15 protein-coding genes are annotated in these 19,351 nt (G+C 68.7%); 7 read left to right on the top strand and 8 right to left on the bottom strand.

Features of this window, described 5'->3' with window-relative positions; genetic code table 11:
• The first annotated feature begins 132 nt into the window (after positions 1-132).
• The 3 genes from DAT35_RS55355 (at position 133) to DAT35_RS55345 (ending at position 6,985) form a co-directional block, all read left to right on the top strand.
• Positions 133-2,328 (top strand): YfhO family protein, encoded by a 2,196-nt coding sequence (locus tag DAT35_RS55355; RefSeq protein ID WP_146210292.1) that lies wholly within the window; start codon positions 133-135, stop codon positions 2,326-2,328.
• Between the two features lie 38 nt (positions 2,329-2,366).
• Complete coding sequence (locus tag DAT35_RS55350; RefSeq protein ID WP_108077561.1) at positions 2,367-3,131, top strand: glycosyltransferase; 765 nt, start codon at positions 2,367-2,369, stop codon at positions 3,129-3,131.
• Between the two features lie 65 nt (positions 3,132-3,196).
• A complete protein-coding gene (locus DAT35_RS55345) occupies positions 3,197-6,985 on the top strand; it encodes an FAD-dependent oxidoreductase (protein WP_108077560.1) in 3,789 nt (1,262 codons plus the stop codon).
• An 87-nt stretch (positions 6,986-7,072) separates the two neighbouring features.
• On the opposite strand, the gene DAT35_RS55340 is transcribed toward DAT35_RS55345, so the two are convergent.
• Positions 7,073-7,765 (bottom strand): hypothetical protein, encoded by a 693-nt coding sequence (locus tag DAT35_RS55340; protein ID WP_108077559.1) that lies wholly within the window; start codon positions 7,763-7,765, stop codon positions 7,073-7,075.
• Positions 7,766-7,989: 224 nt separating this feature from the next.
• Here DAT35_RS55340 and DAT35_RS55335 point away from each other — a divergent pair, with 224 nt between their 5' ends.
• The gene (locus DAT35_RS55335; RefSeq protein WP_199243301.1) at positions 7,990-8,502 is read left to right on the top strand and encodes a histidine phosphatase family protein; all 513 of its coding nucleotides are present in this window, start codon (positions 7,990-7,992) and stop codon (positions 8,500-8,502) included.
• Positions 8,502-8,834 carry an iron donor protein CyaY gene (gene cyaY, locus DAT35_RS55330; RefSeq protein WP_108077557.1) on the top strand — a complete coding sequence of 111 codons (333 nt, stop codon included), beginning with the start codon at positions 8,502-8,504 and terminating at the stop codon, positions 8,832-8,834. Before DAT35_RS55335 ends, cyaY begins: the two co-directional genes overlap by 1 nt.
• Before the next feature lie 54 nt (positions 8,835-8,888).
• Here the strand turns inward: cyaY and DAT35_RS55325 are convergent, their stop codons facing one another.
• The 6 genes from DAT35_RS55325 to secA all read right to left on the bottom strand — a co-directional run bounded on the left by DAT35_RS55325 (position 8,889) and on the right by secA (position 16,212).
• Positions 8,889-9,830, bottom strand: a complete 942-nt coding sequence (locus DAT35_RS55325; RefSeq protein ID WP_108077556.1) for a diguanylate cyclase — start codon at positions 9,828-9,830, stop codon at positions 8,889-8,891.
• Between the two features lie 3 nt (positions 9,831-9,833).
• Entirely contained in the window at positions 9,834-10,388 is a 555-nt protein-coding gene (gene frr / locus DAT35_RS55320; RefSeq protein WP_108077555.1) for a ribosome recycling factor, read from the bottom strand.
• Between the two features lie 36 nt (positions 10,389-10,424).
• Entirely contained in the window at positions 10,425-11,177 is a 753-nt protein-coding gene (pyrH, locus tag DAT35_RS55315; RefSeq protein WP_108077554.1) for a UMP kinase, read from the bottom strand.
• Between the two features lie 167 nt (positions 11,178-11,344).
• A complete protein-coding gene (tsf, locus tag DAT35_RS55310; RefSeq protein ID WP_108077553.1) occupies positions 11,345-11,998 on the bottom strand; it encodes a translation elongation factor Ts in 654 nt (217 codons plus the stop codon).
• A gap of 153 nt (positions 11,999-12,151) precedes the next feature.
• Positions 12,152-13,120: a 30S ribosomal protein S2 gene (rpsB, locus tag DAT35_RS55305; RefSeq protein WP_108077552.1), complete on the bottom strand. Its 969-nt coding sequence runs from the start codon at positions 13,118-13,120 to the stop codon at positions 12,152-12,154.
• Between the two features lie 248 nt (positions 13,121-13,368).
• Positions 13,369-16,212, bottom strand: coding sequence for a preprotein translocase subunit SecA (secA, locus tag DAT35_RS55300; protein ID WP_108077551.1), 2,844 nt, complete (start codon positions 16,210-16,212; stop codon positions 13,369-13,371).
• Positions 16,213-16,526: 314 nt separating this feature from the next.
• On the opposite strand from secA, the gene rlmM reads away from it, so the two are divergent.
• Together rlmM and DAT35_RS55290 are read left to right on the top strand one after the other, a co-directional pair.
• Positions 16,527-17,561: a 23S rRNA (cytidine(2498)-2'-O)-methyltransferase RlmM gene (gene rlmM, locus DAT35_RS55295; RefSeq protein ID WP_108077585.1), complete on the top strand. Its 1,035-nt coding sequence runs from the start codon at positions 16,527-16,529 to the stop codon at positions 17,559-17,561.
• A gap of 120 nt (positions 17,562-17,681) precedes the next feature.
• Entirely contained in the window at positions 17,682-18,371 is a 690-nt protein-coding gene (locus DAT35_RS55290; protein WP_108077550.1) for a diguanylate cyclase domain-containing protein, read from the top strand.
• Between the two features lie 76 nt (positions 18,372-18,447).
• Here the strand turns inward: DAT35_RS55290 and DAT35_RS55285 are convergent, their stop codons facing one another.
• Entirely contained in the window at positions 18,448-19,341 is an 894-nt protein-coding gene (locus DAT35_RS55285; RefSeq protein ID WP_108077584.1) for a M23 family metallopeptidase, read from the bottom strand.
• Positions 19,342-19,351: the final 10 nt, after the last annotated feature.

Here is a 19,351-nt window from a genome sequence, read left to right as displayed (position 1 = left end):
AGGTAGACAGGCACGGTGACCACCCAAGCGCAGCCACAGGAGCCGTCCCCGGCGCCCGCCACCTCCCCGGAGCAAGGGACATCTCAACGGACCTCGCCCCCGCCCGGCCGCCGTCCCTCCGTGCGTCTCCTCGTGGCCCTGGTCCCCGGGTTGCTCGTGGCCCTGGCGGTGCTCGTCTTCCACGCGAGGGCCGCCACGCCCGGGATGGCCTTCGGCAGCGAGGACCTGCGCGAGTACTTCATCCCCGTCCGCTCCCTCCTCCAGCACCTCGTCCGAGGCGGGGACTGGCCCTTCTGGCAGCGCTCCATCTACGCCGGCTTCCCGCTCTGGGGCTCGGGCGAGGCGGCGCTCTTCCTGCCCACTACGTGGCTCTACTTCGCGCTGGATGCCGCTCGCGCCCTGACGCTGGGCTCGCTGACCCACCTGGTGGCGGCCGCGCTCGGCATGTTCACCTGGCAGCGCCACCGGGGCCGGAGCCTGGGAGCCGCCATGGCCAGCGCCTTCATCGTGGCGCTCGGCGGCTTCACCACGGTGCACCTGGACCACTGGACGTTCAGCGCGACGCTCGCGCCGCTGCCCTGGACGCTGCTGGGGGTGGACGTGGCCCTCCGGCGCGGCCTCACCCCGGGCCTCTTCCTCGGCACGGCGCTGGGCATCGCGGGGCTCTGGTTCGGCGGCGCGGCGCAGCTCGCCTACTTCGCCACGATCCTCGTCGGGGGCTACGTGGGCCTTCAGGTGCTCGGCACGCGGGGACGGGCCTGGCCGCTGCTGCTCGTCCTCCCGGCGGGCATGCTGCTCGCCGCGCCCCTCATCCTCGCGGGCGCCGAGTTCAGCGCCCACAGCCCTCGCATGGGAGGCATGACGCTGCGCTGGGCCAGCTTCTACCACTGGCCGAGCCCGCGCGCCCTGGCCCTGCTCCTCTTCCCCGACGCATGGGGCCGGCCGCCCTCGTACAGCGGGGAGTACAACTATTGGGAGATGACGGGCTACATCGGCCTGCCCGCGCTGGTGCTCGTCCTCACCACCCGGCCGAGGCGCATGGGCTGGTACTTCCTGGCGGTGCTCGTCTTCTCGCTCGTCCTCTGCTTCGGCGACGACACACCGCTCTACGGGCTGCTCTTCCGCTACCTGCCGGGCTTCGACAAGCTGCGCGTGGCCACGCGGGCGCTCTTCCTGGCCAACTTCGCCGCGGCCTTCCTCACGGCCGATGCGCTCGACGCGCTCATGGAGCGTCGCCGGTGGTGGCAGGGGCTGCAGGTGGTGGCAGGGGCGCTCGTGCTGCTCGGGGTGGCGCTGTGGATGGCGCCGCGGGCCGATGCCCTGGGCTTCCGCGGCGCTCCGTTGCGCGCCAACGTGCCCTGGACGGTGGGCGTGCTGGCCGTATTCGCCGCATGGGTGGCCGTGCGAGGCGTGCCGAGGTGGCCGGCGCTCTTCCCCATGGGCGCGGCGCTGCTCGTCTTCGCGGACCTGCACCATGCCTACAGCGGCTACATGCCCGTGCTTCCGACGAGGGAGCTGGCCCGGCACTACCCGCCTCTGGGGGCGGGTGAGAAGGACCGGGTGGTGCAGTTCGGCTTCAATCCGAACCTCACCGCGGCCTCGGGCGCCGAGGGCGTCACCGGCTACAGCCAGCTCCTGGTGGATCGCATCTACGATCTCCTCTACGCGACCCGCACCGGCGGCTTCTCCATCATCGCGGGTGCGCCCGTGGACGACGAGTACGGGAAGCTGTGGGCGCAACCGGGCAGCCCCCTCTTCCCGCTGTTCGCCGCGCCGCAGCTCATCACCCAGGGCCCTGTGGGAGGCATCGCGGCCCCACCCCGGCGGGACGGCCCCTTCTGGCGCTACACGATGCAGGCCCTGCCGCTCGCCTTCTGGAGCCAGCGCTACGAGGTGATGGACGGCCCTCGCTTCCGCGAGCAGGTGAACCGCTTCCGGCCCTTCGAGACGGTCACCGTGGAGCCCACGACGCACCCGCTCCCGCCCTCCGCGTCCACGCACGCGCCCCACCCGGCCACCGTCACCTCGCGAGGCCCCAACCACACGCAGGTCGAGGTCTCCGCGGAGGCGCCCGGGCTGCTGGTGGTGATGGACCCCTGGTTCCCCGGCTGGAGCGCCGAGGTGGACGGACAATCCGCCCCCGTGCTGCGCGCGGACTACGCCTTCATGGCCATCCCGGTGCCCGAGGGAACGCACCGCGTCGTGCTGCGCTACGTCCCGACCACCCTGTGGATGGGATTGGCGTGTGTCCTGTCCGTCCTCGCGGGCACGGGAGGATGGGCCTGGCTGCGGCGGCGCGGGGCCGTGCGCGCCTCGCATTCGCATTGAATTGACGGACCTGGAGGGCCGTGCTTTCAAGCCCGTCAATGACTCCGCGAACTGTCAGCGTGGTGATTCCCGCTTACAACGAAGGCGTCCGGCTCCCGGCCTTCATGGAGGAACTCACTCGGGCCTGCCTCGCCACCCCCTCGCCCACCCTGGAGCTCATCGTCTCTGATGACGGGAGCGCCCCGGAGCACGTGGAGAAGGAGCGGGCGAGCATCGAGTCGGCCCAGGCCCGGCTGGCAGCGGAGGGCTCGCCGCATCGCTTCCGTTTCGTAGCGGCCGAGCGCAATGGCGGCAAGGGCTCGGCCATCCGGAGGGGCTGGCGAGAGGCCGATCCCCAGGCGGACTGGCTGGCCTTCCTGGACGCGGACGGAGCGGTGAGCGCGACGGAATTCCTGCGCCTGGCCACCCTGGCGGCCACCTCGCGCGACGTCGACGTGGTGGTGGGCTCGCGCGTCCAGATGGCGGGGCGGCATGTGGATCGCAGCCTGTTCCGTCACCTGCAGGGGCGAGTCTTCGCCACCTTGACGGACCTCCAGTTCCACCTGGGCTACTACGACACCCAATGTGGGGCAAAGCTCTTCCGGGGCTCGCTCCTGCGGCCCCTGCTGGAGCGGCTACGCGAGGAGCGATGGCTGCTGGACGTGGAGCTGTTGGTGCTCATGCACGAGCAGGGTGCCCGACCTCTCGAGGTCCCCATCGATTGGGCTGATGCCGGCGATTCGAAAGTCCGATTCGGCGTGGATGCGGCCCGCATGTTCTGGGGGTTGAGAAAGATGCACCGCCGCTTGCTTTCCAACCGGTAAGCCGCGAAATAGGCCCGGTCTGGCGGCCGTTTTTTTCGCCGGTTGCCCACTCCAACTCTCCTGACATGCGTCCCTTGACCGCCCTTTCATCCAACGACGGCCCCTCGCTGACTCTCGGCATCCCCGGCTTCAGCTTCGAGGATCTGTACCGCCCCCGCGGGCTGCGCCGCCTGGCCGAGCGCTTCGACGAGCAGCTCGCCGCCGCCGAGCCCGAGCTCTTCAAGGACTTCGACGCCTACCGGAAGTCTGGAGGCCAGAGCGTCACCGGCCCCGCCGAGTCCGAGCTGCTCATCCGCGTGGCGCGCCACGTCTCCACCTTCGTGGCCCGGCTCTTCGGGCTGGAGGCCGAGTCGGAGCAGGTGGCCCGCGCCATCAAGGGCGAGCTGCCGCTCTTCGACTTCAAGCGCGAGTTCATCACGCGGCGCGTCTTCAAGAAGGGCGCGGCAGAGCGCCCCACGCTGGCCGAGTACCCTTCGCTGGACGCGAGGATGCGGCTGATGCTGTCGCTCGCCTTCCCCGAGGCGATCGCCAGTGACGACGTGGAGCGAGCCCTGGCCGAGTCCATCCTCACGCTGATGGACCTGGAACGGCTCTTCTCGGGCACCTCTGGAAACCTGCCGCCGCTGACGCCGGAGCAGGGCGAGACGCTGCGCGCGAAGTGGACGGGAATCCGGGCCGCGCTGCTGTCATCGCCCGAGGGCAAGGAGGCCTTCGGCTCGAGCCTGGTGACGCACGGGGACGACGCGGCGGAGCTGCAGTCGGTGCGCAACCTGCTGTCGCTGGCGGACCGCTGGACGTACGCGCGGGCGCTGCACCCGGAGATGAAGGAGCTGTTCCACAAGTGGTCCACGCACCGGGTGCCCAAGCCGCTGGTGTTCGACCAGCTGGTGCATCTGGAGCGGCCGGACGCGAACCTGCCCGAGGCCACGCAGGGCTCGGATCACCACCTGCGCTACCGGGACGGCTTCAAGCTGACGGACCCGCGCGGCACGCAGCGCGAGGTGATGGGCGAGGTGGACTACTGCGTCATCTGCCACGAGCGCGAGAAGGACTCGTGCTCCTCGGGCTTCAAGGCGAAGGACGCGGCGGCCGAGGGCCACACCTACAAGAAGAACCCGCTGGGGATTCCGCTCACGGGCTGCCCGCTGGACGAGCGCATCTCCGAGGCGCATGTGCTCAAGCGCGAGGGCAACCCGCTGGCGGCGCTGGCGGTGGTGATGCTGGACAACCCGATGTGCCCGGGAACCGGCCACCGCATCTGCAACGACTGCATGAAGGCCTGCATCTTCCAGAAGCAGGAGCCGGTCAACATCCCCATGGTGGAGACGGCGGCGCTGACGGACGTGCTGGGCCTGCCCTGGGGCTTTGAGATCTACGGCCTGCTCACGCGCTGGAACCCACTGAACGTGCGCCGCCCGTACGCGCTGCCGTACGTGGGCCGCAACGTGCTGGTGGTGGGCCTGGGCCCGGCCGGCTACACGCTCTCGCACTACCTGCTCAACGAGGGCTTCGGCGTCACCGGCATCGACGGCCTGAAGATCGAGCCCTTCGACGACGACCTGGTGGGGCGCAACGGCAAGGCGATGAGGCCCATCCGGGACTGGAAGGCGCTCACCCGCGAGTTGGACGAGCGCATCCTGGAAGGCTTCGGCGGCGTGTCCGAGTACGGAATCACGGTGCGCTGGGACAAGAACTTCCTCACGCTGATGCACCTGACGCTGGAGCGACGGCAGAACCTGCGCATCTACGGCGGCATCCGCTTCGGTGGCACGCTGACGATCGAGGACGCGTGGGAGATGGGCTTCGATCACATCGCCATCGCGGCGGGAGCGGGCAAGCCCACCATCATCGGGATGAAGAACAACCTCATCCGGGGCATCCGCAAGGCGAGCGACTTCCTCATGTCGCTGCAGCTCACGGGCGCCTTCAAGAGGGACTCGCTGGCCAACCTGCAGGTGCAGCTGCCGGCGATCGTCATCGGCGGAGGCCTGACGGGCATCGACACGGCCACGGAGCTGCTGGCCTACTACCCGGTGCAGGTGGAGAAGACGCTCGAGCGCCACGAGAAGCTGGTGGCCGAGCTGGGCGAGGAGGCGGTGCTCGCGCGCATGGACGCGGACGAGAAGGCCACCTACCTGAGCTTCCTGGAGCATGGCCGGGCGGTGCGAGCCGAGCGCGAGAGCGCGCAGGCCGAGGGCCGTGCGCCGGACTTCATCCGGCTGGTGCGCGGCTGGGGCGGCGTGAGCCTGGTGTACCGGCGCGGCCTGACGGAGTCGCCGGCCTACCGCCTCAACCATGAGGAAGTGGCGAAGGCGCTCGAGGAGGGCATCCGCTTCATCGAGCGCATGAGCCCGGTGGAGGCGATGCCGGACGAGAAGGGAGCGGTGAAGGCCATCCGCTTCGAGCGCATGGTGACGAAGGACGGCAAGCTGCGCGGCAGCGGCGAGTTCTTCGAGCTGCCGGCGCGCACGGTGTGCGTGGCGGCGGGTACGGCGCCCAACGTCACCTACGAGAAGGAGTACCCGGGCACGTTCGAGCTGGACGAGAACGGCGAGTACTTCAAGAGCTTCGAGCTGGCGGATCAGGCGGAGGGCTTCGGCCTGGCGCCGGTGCCGCCGGTGGAGGACATCGGGGCGAAGGTGGGCTTCTTCACCTCGTACCGGAAGGACGGGCACTTCATCTCGTACTTCGGCGACAACCACCCCACGTACGCGGGTAACGTGGTGAAGGCCATGGCGAGCGCGAAGGACGGCTACCCCGAGGTGGCGCGTCTGTACGCGAAGGAAGTGGAGGCCATGGACTTCCACGACGAGCTGGCGCAGGCGCGGCGTGACGAGAAGCTGGCGGCGCACTTCGGGAAGCTGGACGAGGCGCTGCTGGCCCGGGTGGTGACGGTGAACCGGCTCACGCCCACCATCGTGGAGGTGGTAGTGAAGGCGCCGTTCGCGGCGCAGCACTTCGAGCCCGGCCAGTTCTACCGGCTGCAGAACTTCGAGCGGAGCGCGCCGGTGGTGGACGGCGTGCGCCTGACGATGGAGGGCCTGGCCCTCACGGGCGCGTGGGTGGACAAGGAGAAGGGGCTGATGGGCACCATCGTGTTGGAGATGGGCTCGTCGTCCCGGCTGTGCGCCGCGCTCAAGCCGGGCGAGCCGGTGGTGCTGATGGGTCCCACGGGCGCGCCCACGGAGATCGGCCGCAACGAGACGGTGCTGCTGGTGGGCGGTGGCTTGGGCAACGCGGTGCTCTTCTCGATTGCGCGCTCGCTGAAGGCGGCCGGGTGCAAGGTGGTGTACTTCGCCGGCTTCCGTCAGCGCGCGGACGTCTTCAAGCGCGAGGAGATCGAGGCGGACACGGACCAGGTGGTGTGGTCGGTGGACGCGGGAGACGTCATCGAGACGCGGCGTCCGCAGGACTCGGCGTTCCGGGGCAACGTGGTGCAGGCGATGCTGGCCTACGCCAAGGGTGAGCTCGGGGTGGCGCCGATCGCCTCGCTGAAGGACGTGAACCGCATCATCGCCATCGGCTCGGACCGGATGATGCGCGCGGTGCAGGAGGCCCGGCACGGGGTGCTGCAGCCGTACCTGAACCCCGAGCACGAGGCGATCGGCTCCATCAACTCGCCGATGCAGTGCATGATGAAGGAGATCTGCGCGCAGTGCCTGCAGCGGCACGTGGATCCGCGGACGGGCAAGGAGACGTGGGTGTTCTCCTGCTACAACCAGGACCAGCGGCTGGATCAGGTGGACTTCGTGAACCTGAACCAGCGTCTGCGGGCCAACACGGTGCTGGAGAAGGTGGCGGACCTGTACCTGGCGCAGTTGCTCAAGAAGGTGCCGGGTCTGCGCCGCGTGTAACGCAACCCCTCTCCCACCGGGAGGGACACAGGGCTGGGGTGGGCTCGAAAGCCTCCCCGGCCCTTTTCATTTCCGGAGCCCTGCTTCCTACTGAGCCTTCGCTCCAAAGGAACGGAGCATGTCCTGGTAGTTGGTCATCAAGTCCTTCTCGCGGGTGAGGACGAGGTCCACGTTGGCGTCACCGTGAAGCTTGCGGACGGATACGAGCTTCTCCGTCTCCTGGACGCGCTGGCGCATGAGCTCGATCTGGGGGGCGAGCTCCTTCGCCTGCTCGGGCTTGAGCTTCGCCTGCATCTCCTCGAGCTTCTTGAGCTCACCGGCGAGGTCCAGCATGGCCGCCATGTGCCGCTGGGTGATGACGTCCGTCACCAGCGCGCCAATGCGGTTGACGTCCTCCTCGGTGAGCCCGGCCTCGCGGCGCGCCCGGGCCTCGGCCTCGGCCTTGCTCTCGATGGCCTTCATGGACTCGCTCAGGCTCGGCCCCTTGCCTGGTGTCTCCGAGCCCGCCAGCAGCCGCGCCTTCGCGGCCTGGAGCTCCTTCGCCATGGCGGCGTAGGCGTCCAGCACCTTGCGCTGGTAGCCCACGAAGGCGTCCAGCTTCGCCTGGGTGAGGACGTAGGGCTTGCTGTCGTCGAAGTCCTCGACGGCCTCGCCCGAGGCCCCCTGCTCGCCCTTGCTGGCCGCCATCCCGGTGTCCTCACGGGCAGGCGCGGGGGCCTCCTCCTTCTTGCAACCCGACAACACCCCCGCGGCGAACAGCACCCACAGCAGCTTGCGCATCCCCACTCCTCCAGGGGCTCTCCCCGGTCGAGACAAGGGGGCGGAGTATACGTCCGCACACGGCCCTCCAGGCAGGGAGTGCATCCGCCCCGAGCGGAATGGCCCCCGGCTGCCTGCCCACCGGAGGACGAGGCCACCACCAGCCAACATTCGCCGTATTACCTTTGACCAACCCGGGCGCGGTCGTGTACGAACCGCGGTTCGTTCAGAGAGGTGGAGGCACCTTGAGGATCTTCCTGGTAAGGCACGGCGAGGCGGACGCGGAGGCCCCCGAGGGACTCGGTGACGAGGCACGCGCGCTCACTGCCAAGGCCCGAGCCAGCACGGCCGCGCACTTCGCGTCGCTGACGGAGCGCATCGGTTCGGTCTCGCTCGTGCTGACGAGCCCGCTGGTGCGCACGGTACAGACGGCACAGCTGCTCTCCACCATCCTCAAGCACGAGGGCACCCTGCGCGCCCACCGCTGCCTCCTGCCGGACATGCCGGTAGGAGCCGTGACGCCCGTCATCGACGAGCACACGGGTGAGAACATCGTGCTCGTGGGCCACCAGCCTTCCATGGGAGCGCTGGCCGCCCACCTGCTGGGCATGCAGTCCTTCCCCAAGCAGGTCAACCCGGGCACCATCATCGCCATCGAGCGGCCGGACGCCACCGAGCCCGGTACGGCCCCTGCTCCGGCGAAGCTGCTCTTCTTCGCGGCTCCCGGCCAGCAGGTGCTCGACGTCATCCAGCCGTGATGATGGACGAGACCACCTACAACCAGCTCGTCTCCGCGGCGTTCAAGCGCATCGTCGCCGCCGCGGACGGGCTCGATCCGGACGTGCTCGAGGCCGAGAGCACCGGTGACATGGTCACCCTCACCACGGCCTCGCGCGAGAAGTGCATCGTCAACACGCAGCGCGCCGTGCGGCAGATCTGGGTCGCCGGCCGCGGGCAGGGCATCCACTTCTCCTACGACCCCGCCAGCGGTGCCTGGAAGGACGACAAGGGCAAGGGGCTCGAGCTGTTCCGCTTCGTGGCGGACGTGGTCCGCGACATCTCCGGCGAAGAGCTCGCATACCCGGCGTGACCCCGGTCCGGGGGTGACCGGGGAAGCCCTCTCCCACGGCGGGAGAGGGTAGATTCAAGCCTCTGGAACAGGCTCCGTGGACACCGAGCGGCCGCCCTCGATGCGATCTCCGCCCGCGGCCTGGGCCCGCCGCAGCGACTCCCCGGCCTCCTTCATGAGGCTGCCGAAGCTCACCTGGGCCTGCCCCTTCACCGCCGACGGCTCGAACACCGCCAGGCCCATCGACGCCGTCAGCCCCGACACCGACTCCACTTCCTTCACCCGCTGCCGCAGCCGCTCGGCCACCACGATGGCCCCCTCATAGGGCGTGTACGGCAGGAAGACGATGAAGCGCCCCTCGGCGAACGGCACCGCCACGTCGATGTCCCGCAGCGACTCGGTGAGCCGCCGGAGCACCTCGGCCAACGCAGACGTGCGCTGGGCGGCCGGCAGCGTCGCGATGCGCTGCGCGTACCCGTCCGGCTCCAGCAACAGGTAGGAGATGGGGTAGCGGTAGCGGCGGCTGCGCTTCACTTCCATGAAGAGCAACCGCTTGAGGAACTCCAGGTCCGCTCCGGACGAGGACGGCTCACGGCGCGGCCCCTGATGCTGCATGAGCTGCATCTCGGTGCGCACCACCGACACCGTCTCCCGGGCCTTCGCGAGTTGCATCATCAGGCTCACGCAGGACACCACGGTGGCGCGCTTCAGGGGCCCCACCAGGCACGCCTCGGCCCCCGCGGTGGACGAGCGCGATTCCGGCTGCTCCTCCTCCGGCAGGTACAGCAGGAGCACCGGAGTCCCCGGAGCCTCCTCCTTCACCTGCCGGCAGAGGCCCTCTCCATCGAAGGTTTCCGTAACGGAAGCCAGCACCATCGCGGGCGCCAACTCACGTACCCGTGCCATGGCCTCCTGGACGTCGGTCGCCACCGTCACTTCGTGGCTCGCGCCCTCCAGGAACCGGCGCAACGCCCCGGCGATCGAGGCGGATGGCTCCGCGATGAGGATGAAGGCCATCTCTCAGATCTCCATCACTTCCTTCTCCTTCTTGGAGATGATCTCATCCACCTTCTTCACGCCAGCGTCCGTCTCCACCTGCACCTTTTCCGTCAGGCGCTTGGAGTCGTCCTCGGTGATCTTCTTGTCCTTGAGCTGCGCCTTGATGGCTTCGTTGGCATCGCGGCGGATGTTGCGGATGGCGACCTTGTGGTCCTCGCCCTTGGTCTTCACCTGCTTGGCGATCTCCTTGCGCCGCTCCTCGGTGAGCGGGGGAAACGGCAGGCGGATGACCTCTCCGTCATTCATCGGGTTGATGCCGAGGTTGGCCTCGCGGATGGCCTTCTCGATGTCCTTGAGGACGGTGCGCTCCCACGGCTTGATGACGATGAGCCGGGGCTCGGGCGAGGTGATGTTGGCCACCCCGCTCAGCGGCGTGGGGGTGCCGTAGTAGTCCACCCGGATGCCGTCCAGGAGGTTGGGGCTGGCCCGGCCAGTCCGCACCTTCGTGAGCTCCTTGCCGAGATCGTCGAGCGTCTTGGTGATACGGCCCTTCAGTTCGGTCACGACGTCTGCCATGTGCAGGTCTCCTTATGAAGCGCGTCCGTGCTTCTCTCAGGCCCAGGCCGTCTCGCCCACGCCCACCACCGTTCCGATCTCTCCCGCATCGCCCAGGACGGCCTTGTGGATGTTACCGCGCTGGGTGAGATCGAAGACGATGATCGGCAGTTTGTTGTCCATGCAGAGCGAGATGGCCGTGGAGTCCATCACGTTCAGGTTCTGCTTGAGCACATCCATGTACGTCAGCGACCGGTAGCGGCGCGCTGTCGGATCCTTCTTCGGATCGGCGCTGTAGATGCCGTCCACCTTGGTGGCCTTGAGGATGACCTCGGCGTTGATCTCCATGGCACGCAGGGACGCGGCGGTGTCCGTGGTGAAGTACGGGTTGCCGGTGCCCGCGGCGAAGATGACGATGCGGCCCTTCTCCAGGTGGCGCACCGCGCGCCGGCGGATGTAGGGCTCGGCGATCTGCTCCATCTTGATGGCGGAGAGCACCCGGGTGTGGCAGCCCTGCTTCTCGAGCGCGTCCTGCATCGCCATGGAGTTGATGCAGGTGGCGAGCATGCCCATGTAGTCGGCGCTCGCACGGTCCATGCCCTCGGTGGAGCCCGCCACGCCGCGGAAGATGTTGCCGCCGCCGATGACCACGGCCAGCTCCACGCCCGCCTCCGCCACCTCCTTCAACTCCGAGGCGATTCGCGACAGCGTGGGGGGATGGATTCCGTACTTCCCCTCACCCATCAGGGCCTCGCCCGACAGCTTGAGGAGAATGCGCTTGTAACGACGGGGTGTGGCTGGAGCGGACATTGCTTCCGCTTGTATCCCTCGCTCCGGCGGCGATCAACGCCGGAGTGCCGCCGCCGTCCTCCAGTGGCCCCTCTCCGGGCACCCGGCCCCCGCAAGGACGAAGGCCGCACCGCTCCGGAATAGTCCGGGACGGGCGGCCCTCGGGTGCGTCCTGGGACGCGGGATGGCTAGGCCTGGCCCAGCGTCTTGGCCACCTCGGCGGCCAGGTCATCCTTCTTCTTCTCGATGCCCTCGCCCACCTCGTAGCGGACGAAGCGGCGCACGGCGACCTTCTCGCCGATCTTCGCCGCGCGCTCGGTGATCATCTCACCGACCTTCTTCTTGTCGTCCTTCACCCAGAGCTGGTCCACGAGGCACACCTGCTCGTAGTACTTCTCCACCTTGCCCACGAGGATCTTGTCCCACATGGCCTCGGGCTTGCCCTGCTGCTTGAGCAGCGCGCGCTGGATCTCCTTCTCCTTCTCCAGCTGCTCGGTGGGCACTTCCTCGCGGCGGACGTACTTGGGGCTGGCCGCGGCGACCTGCATGGCCACGTCCTTCACCAGGTCCTGGAAGTCGGTGTTGCGGGCGACGAAGTCCGTCTCGCAGTTGACCTCCACGATGACGCCGATGCGGCCACCGTGGACGTAGGTGCCGATGAGGCCCTCGGCCGCCACGCGGCCTTCCTTGCTGCCAGCCTTGGCGATGCCCTTCTTGCGCAGCCACTCCTCGGCCTTGACGAAGTCGCCACCGGACTCCGCGAGGGCCTTCTTGCAATCCATCATGCCCGCGCCGGTCTTCTCGCGGAGCTCTTTCACCATCGTGGCGCTGACCTCGGCCATGTTCGTCTCCAGGGGGCCCGCCCCGAGCGCCAAGCGCCAGGAGGGGCGTTCAGGTTTGAAAGGTACTGCGGCGGTTGAAAAGGAAAAGCCGGGCGGCGAACCAGGCGCCGTCCGGCTGGACTTCTCGCGCCCCGAGGACGAGGCGCGGCGGCGCTACTCGGCGGCGGTCTCTCCGCCCTCGCCACCCTCGGTGCCCTCGCCCGCGGCGGCAGCCGGAGCAGCACTGCCCTTCATCTCCACGAGAGGCCCGCGGCGGTCGCCACCGCGGTCGCCACCCCGGCGGTCACCCCGGTCCCCGCGGCGCGGCCCGCGGCGGTCGCCACGGTCATCGCGGTCACGGCGCTCGCCACGCTCCTCGCGACCCTCCTCCTCGTCACGGTCGGCCGCCCCGCTGGCGCGGTAGCGGGCCCCGCCCTCGATGCACGACTCGGCGATCTTCGAGGTGAAGAGCTTGATGGAGCGGATGGCGTCGTCGTTGCCCGGGATGACGAAGTCGATGCCGTCCGGATCGCAGTTGGTGTCCACCACGCCGATGACCGGGATGCCGAGGCGGTTGGCCTCGTGCACGGCGATGTGCTCCTTCTTCGGGTCGATGACGAAGATGCACTTGGGCAGCTTGCTCATCTCCTTCACGCCGCCCAGGTTCTTCTCCAGCTTCTCGCGCTCACGCTCGAGGGCCGCGACCTCCTTCTTGGGGAGGCGCTCGAAGGTGCCGTCCTCGGCCATCTTCTCCAGGGTCTTGAGGCGGTCGATGCCCTGCTTGATGGTCTTGAAGTTGGTCAGCGTGCCACCGAGCCAGCGGCTGGTGACGAAGAACTGACCGGCGCGGCGCGCCTCCTCCTGGATGACGTCCTGGGCCTGCTTCTTGGTGCCCACGAACAGCACGGAGCCGCCGCGGCCGGTGATGTCGGCCACGAAGCGGAAGGCCGCGCGGGCCATGTTGACCGTCTTCTGCAGGTCGATGATGTAGATGCCGTTGCGGGCGCCGAAGATGTAGGGCTTCATCTTCGGGTTCCAGCGCTTCGTCTGGTGGCCGAAGTGAACACCGGCCTCCAGGAGCTGCCGCATCGTGATGCCGCCGGCGGCGGCCATTGCCTGCTGCTGAGTCTCTTGCGTATCCATCTCGGTTCTTCCTCCACGCCCGCGGTGATTCCGGCCGTTGGCTCCCGGACAGGAGCACCGAGTGCCGGCACGTGCGTGTGTGTAGTGGGTTGACTGAAACAACGAGCCCGTTACCGACCTGGGCCGGCAACGGGCGGGCTTCTCTAACAAAACCCATGCCGACGGCGCAAGCTTCGCAACGCCGGAAGGTGGGTGGTGGACGGGAGCCGGGCTTCCGGGGAAGCCGGAGCCCGGTCCACTGTCAAGGCCTAGGCGCTGGCCTCGGCCGCACCGTGGCACTTCTTGTACTTCTTGCCACTGCCGCAGGGGCACGGGTCGTTGCGGCCCACCTTGGGACCCCCGGCCGGAGCAGCGGCGGCGGCGGCGGCCTGGCGGGTGGCGGCCGGACGAGGAGCGGGCTCGGCCAGCTTCCCCTCGGCATCCGCGCGGCCCTCCTGCATCTGCCGCTGCCGCTGGGCCATCTGCCGGGCCAACCGGGCTGCCTCCTCGGCGGCGGCGGAGGCCGCCTTCGCCTGCACCCTCATCATCTGGCTGGCGAACTGCGAGCTGATGGCGCCGAGCATCTGGATGAAGCCCGTGTAGCCCTCCTTTTTGTACTCCTGCTTCGGATCCTTCTGGCCGTAGCCGCGCAGGCCGATGCCCTGGCGCAGGTGGTCCATCGCCAGCAGGTGGTCCTTCCACAGCGTGTCGATGGTGACCAGGTAGCGCACCTGGAGGAAGCGCAGGAACTCCTCGCCGAACTCCTCCTCGCGAGCCTGGACGACCTTCTCCGCCGCCTTGTAGATGTCCTCCTGGATCTCCTCGCGCGAGCCGGCCTTGAGGAAGGACAGCTCCAGGTTGAGCGTCTCCTTCACGCCGCGGCCGAGCGCCTCCAGGTCCCACGACGCGGGGTTGCGGGACGGGCAGTAGGTGTCGGTGAGCGACACGATGACGTCCTCGAGCGCGTCGAGGATCATCTCCTTGTAGTCCGCCCAGGAGATGGTCTGCTCGCTGCGCAGCTTGACGCGCGTCTTCTTGTCCTCCTCGTACTCGACCAGCGGGATGCCGGCGCCGGCGGCCAGCACCTGGCGGCGCAGCTTGTAGATGGTGCGCCGCTGCTGGTTCATCACGTCGTCGTACTCGAGCAGGTTCTTGCGGATGTCGAAGTTGTGACCCTCGACGCGCCGCTGGGCGCTCTCGATGGCGCGGCTGAGCCACACGTGCTCGATGACCTCGCCCTCCTCCATGCCCAGGCGCTCCATCAGGCCCGAGATGCGCTCGGACCCGAAGATGCGCATCAGGTCGTCCTCGAGCGACAGGTAGAAGCGGCTGGTACCCGGGTCACCCTGGCGGCCGGCGCGGCCACGCAGCTGGTTGTCGATGCGGCGCGACTCGTGGCGCTCGGTGCCGAGGATGAACAGACCGCCCACCGAGAGCACCTCCTCGCGCTCCTTCTGCGTCTGCTCCTTGTACTTGGCCAGCACCTCCTCGCGGCGCTGCTTGTGCTCGGCGAGCGCCTGCTGGTAGCCGGTCAGGTCCACCGGCTGGCCGTCCGGCGAGGCCGTGGGCGGCTGGGGCTCGGGACCCACCTCGGCGTTGGCCATCACCTCGGGGTTGCCGCCCAGGAGGATGTCCGTGCCGCGGCCGGCCATGTTGGTGGAGATGGTGATGGCGCCCTTGCGGCCCGCCTGGGCGACGATGTCCGCCTCACGCTCGTGCTGCTTGGCGTTGAGCACGTTGTGGGGGATGCCCCGCTTCTTGAGGAAAGTGGACACCACCTCGCTCTTGGCGATGGACACCGTGCCCACCAGCACCGGCTGCCCCTTCTTGTGCAGCTCCTCGATCTCCTTGCACGCCGCCTCGAACTTCTCGCGCTCCGTCTTGTAGACCACATCCTCCAGGTCCTTGCGGACCATCGGCCGGTTGGTGGGCACCACCCGGACCTCGAGGTTGTAGATCTTCGCGAACTCCTCGGCCTCGGTGTCGGCGGTGCCGGTCATGCCCGAGAGCTTGGAGTACATGCGGAAGTAGTTCTGGAACGAGACCGTGGCCAGCGTCTGGTTCTCGTTCTCGATCTTCACGCCCTCCTTGGCCTCGACGGCCTGGTGCAGACCGTCGGACCAGCGGCGGCCGGGCATGAGGCGGCCGGTGTGCTCGTCGACGATCATCACCTCGCCATCGCGCACCACGTAGTCGCGGTCACGCTTGTAGAGCGTGTGGGCGCGCAGGGCCTGCTCCACGTGGTGGAGCGTCTCGATCTCCCCCGGATCGTAGAGGTTGCCGATCTTCAGGCGCTGCTGGATCTTCTCGATGCCGGAGTCGGTGAGGGACACCGACTTGTGCTTCTCGTCCAGGATGTAGTCCTGGTCCGGGACGAGCCCCGGAATCACCTTGTCGACATTGTAGTACTTGTCGGTGGTGTCCTCGGTGGGGCCGGAGATGATGAGCGGGGTACGGGCCTCATCGATGAGGATGGAGTCCACCTCGTCGACGATGGCGTAGTTCAGCTCGCGCTGGACGTAGTCCTGCAGACGGAACTTCATGTTGTCGCGCAGGTAGTCGAAGCCGAACTCGTTGTTCTGCCCGTAGGTGATGTCCGCCCGGTAGGCCTCTTGCCGCTGCCGGTCGTTCAGCTCATGGAGGATACAGCCGGTGGACATGCCCAGGAACCGGTGCACGCGGCCCATCCACTCGGCGTCGCGCCGGGCGAGGTAGTCGTTCACCGTCACCACGTGCACACCGCGGCCGGACAGGGCGTTGAGGTACGAGGGCAGCGTGGCGGTGAGCGTCTTGCCTTCACCGGTGCGCATCTCCGCGATGCACCCCTGGTGGAGGAACATGCCGCCGATCATCTGCACGTCGTAGTGGCGCTGGCCGATCACCCGGCGAGCAGCCTCACGGACCAGCGCGAACGAGTCGAACAGCAGCTCGTCCAGCGGGCGGCCGTTCTGCACCTCCTGCTTCATCCGAGCGGTGGCGGCGGGGAAGTCCTCATCCTTGAGCGCCCGCATCTTGCTTTCCAGCTCACTGATGCGGGCTACCTTCGGGAGCGCCTTCTTGAGCTCTCGCTCATTCTTCGTCCCGATGATCTTCTTCAGCGTCCATTCGATCATGCGATTCTGACTCTCTCGCCGGAGAATCCTCGAAGGGACGCGGCGAGTGAAGGGAAATCCCTGGATTGTAGGTGGGATGTAGGAAGGAAACCACGCGTTTCCCCCGAGTCATTCCACTTGGTTGGCCGCCGCGCGTGCGGCAGGACAGAGTAAAGCGGAACCGAGGCCACGCAATGCCCTCTCGTCGAAAAGAAGCCCGTCCTCCAGCAAGACGCCCTGCTCCCCGTCCTCAGAAGGGCACTGCGTCCACTCGGGGGACGAAGCCATCCCCCACCCCACTGCCCTCCATTCCACCTCGGGTAAAACCCCCGCCCATACCAGCGGTCACCCTCCCTTCACAACCCGGGCGGTGGCTGTGGACCTGCCGCGCCGGCTTCGAGCCCCACTTGTTCGAAGAGCTCGCGTGGGCGGGAGCCTCCCCCCGCATGCTCGGCGAGGTGCTCGTGGAGAGCGAGAAGCGCCCGGTGGAGCCGCCTGCCTTCGCCCGCACCGGCATCCGTGTGCTGGCCTCGCTCCCGACCGGGCAGACACCCGGGCAGACGCCCGAGCAGCTGGCTGAGGTGCTCGCGGCCCGGACGGTCGAGGCAGTGCCCACGGGCTCGCTCGTGCTCCAGGCCTTCACCCCGGACAGCCCGGCCGGAAACCGGCTGGCGGACGAGGCGGATGCCCTGCTGGAAGCGGTGAGGACACGTCTGCCCGCCAGCCGGCTGCTGGAGGAAACGTGGCGGGCCCGCGAGGCCGGGGCAACGCTCGTGGAGCTGTGCGTGGCGCCCGGGGTGGTGACGGTGGGCTCAGTGCCCGCGAAGGAGGCGCTGTCGCTCTCGCCGGGCGGACGCCAGCGGATGCGGCGCTCGGGCGACTCTCCCTCTCGTGCGGCGATGAAGCTGGAAGAGGCGCTCGTCAACCTGCCCTTCGAGCCGGGCCGGGGCGAGGTGTGCGTGGACCTCGGCGCCGCGCCGGGCGGATGGACGCAGCGGCTGGTGGCGCGCGGGGCGCGGGTGATTGCCGTGGACCCGGCCAAGCTGATGCCGGAGCTCGCCCGGCAGCCACGCGTGGAGCACGTGCAGGAGAGCGCCTTCGCCTATACCCCGGAGGAGCCCGCGGACTGGCTCTTCTGCGACATGGCCTGGCGGCCGCTCGAGGTGGCGCAGCTTTTGGCCAAGTGGGGCCGGCGAGGCTGGGCCACCCACCTGGTGGCCAACATCAAGCTGCCGATGAAGGACAAGAACCCCATCCTCGTGCGGGTGCGCCACATCCTCACGCAGGAGGGGGGCTGGCAGGGGCTGACGATGCGTCAGCTGTACCACGACCGGGACGAGGTCACGGTCACCGCGCATCGCGGCATCTGAAGCTCCACCTTGGGGCAGCTCCACCTTGGGGCAGGCCAGGGGGAGGGTCCATCCGCCCGCCCTCTCCCGTGCCCCCATGAGGCCCCTGCGCCGCCGCTCCGCCCGCGCTAAAGAGCGGCCATGCCCTACGCCATCGACGAAACCCTGGCCACCGCGCTGGTGACCCTCTACCCGCGGCTCGTGCAACGCTCGCCCGAGCCCGTGAAGGTCGCGCTCCAGCGCCTGCTCGATGAGGAGCACGCGCGCCGAGGCGTGCCAGACGCGACGGGCGCGCTCAATCCGCTCGCCCTCACCCAGGGGACGCTGCTCAAGGAGGAGTTCGATCTCTCCACGCACGCGCACCACACGGGCTGGACGGTGGGCGCGCTCATCGCGGACGTGAAGGGGATGATCCACATCAACGCGCGCCACGGCTTCCCCACGGGCGACGCGATGCTGCGGGCCGTGGTGGAGTCCCTGCGGGCCCAGTTCCCCGGAGCCAAGGTGGTGCGGCTGCAGGGGGACAACTTCGCCGTGCTGCTGGTGCCCACCTCGGGGCTCTCGGTGACGGAAGCCCTGCGCGAGTCCGCCCGCTCCCGGCTCGTGGCGGACGCACGCGCCGCGTTGCCCGAGGGGACCGAGGCCCCGGACTTCACGCTCGCGCTGCTGGAGCTCACCATCGAGCAACCCACCCACTGGCAGGTGCTGGGACCCCTCGTGTGGGGCGAGCTCGAGCGCGCCTACACCCTGGAGCGGATGGGCAACGCCGGGGGCCTCCAACACCGGCGGCTGCAGCTCGGCGGCTTCGTCCCCGGCCGCACCGAGCCCTGAAAACGCGAAAGGGGCGAGGGCACCCGGCCCTCACCCCCTTGTCTCCTCCCTCGAGAGAGAGGCACGACCCGGCAGGCTACTCCTCGAGGATGAACTTGCGCGGGTTCTGCGGGATGCCGTTGACGCGCACCTCGTAGTGCAGGTGCGGACCGGTGGAGCGGCCGGTGTTGCCCACGTTGGCGATGGGCGAGCCGCGCTTCACGTGGTCTCCCGCCTTCACCAGAATCTTCGACAGGTGGCCGAAGCGCGTCTTGATGCCGTAGCCGTGGTCGATGACGATGACGTTGCCGTAACCGCCCTCGAGCCCCGCGAACACCACCGTGCCATCCGACGGCGCGCTGACTTCCTTGCCGTGCGGGGCCGCGATGTCCATGCCCGCGTGCGTCACACGCTCCGCCGTGTACGGATCCAACCGCTGGCCGAAGTCGCTCGTCACCCAGCCGCGCGTCGGCCAGATGGACGGGGTGGAGGCCAGCAGCGACTTCTGGTCCTGGAAGTAGGCCTGCAGCTCCTGGAGGCTCTGCTCCTGGCGGGTGGCCTCGGCGCTCAGCCGGTCCAACTTGCCCACCAGCGCCTTGGGCGACTCCATGCTGGTCAGCTCGGTGAACTGCGTCTCCGCGGCGGGCGCGCCCACTCCCGGCGACTGCTCCACCGGGCCCATGGCTAGGTTGCGCTGCGGATCCGACAGCAGCGTGATGGAGCGCAGCTTCTGGTCGAAACGCTCCACCCGGTCCAGCGTCGAACCGATGTGCTCGATGCGCTCACGCACCGTCTTCAACTGGCCGCGCAGCGTCAGGTTCTCCTCTCGGAGGATCCGGTTCTCCGCCGCGTCCCGCGCCACCTGGAAGTAATGGAGGGTGGCCCCCAGGGCCAGACCCGCCAGCAACAACACCCCGCCCCCCACCTGCAGGATGAGCGATTTCGAGACGTTGAACCGCCTGACCGGGGAGTTGTGGTCCGCGATCAACATCAGGGTGTAG

The organism is Vitiosangium sp. GDMCC 1.1324 (assembly GCF_003044305.1).
GTDB lineage: Bacteria > Myxococcota > Myxococcia > Myxococcales > Myxococcaceae > Archangium.
The sequence above is the reverse complement of the archived record's forward strand: the minus strand, read 5'-3'. Positions and strand labels throughout refer to the sequence as shown.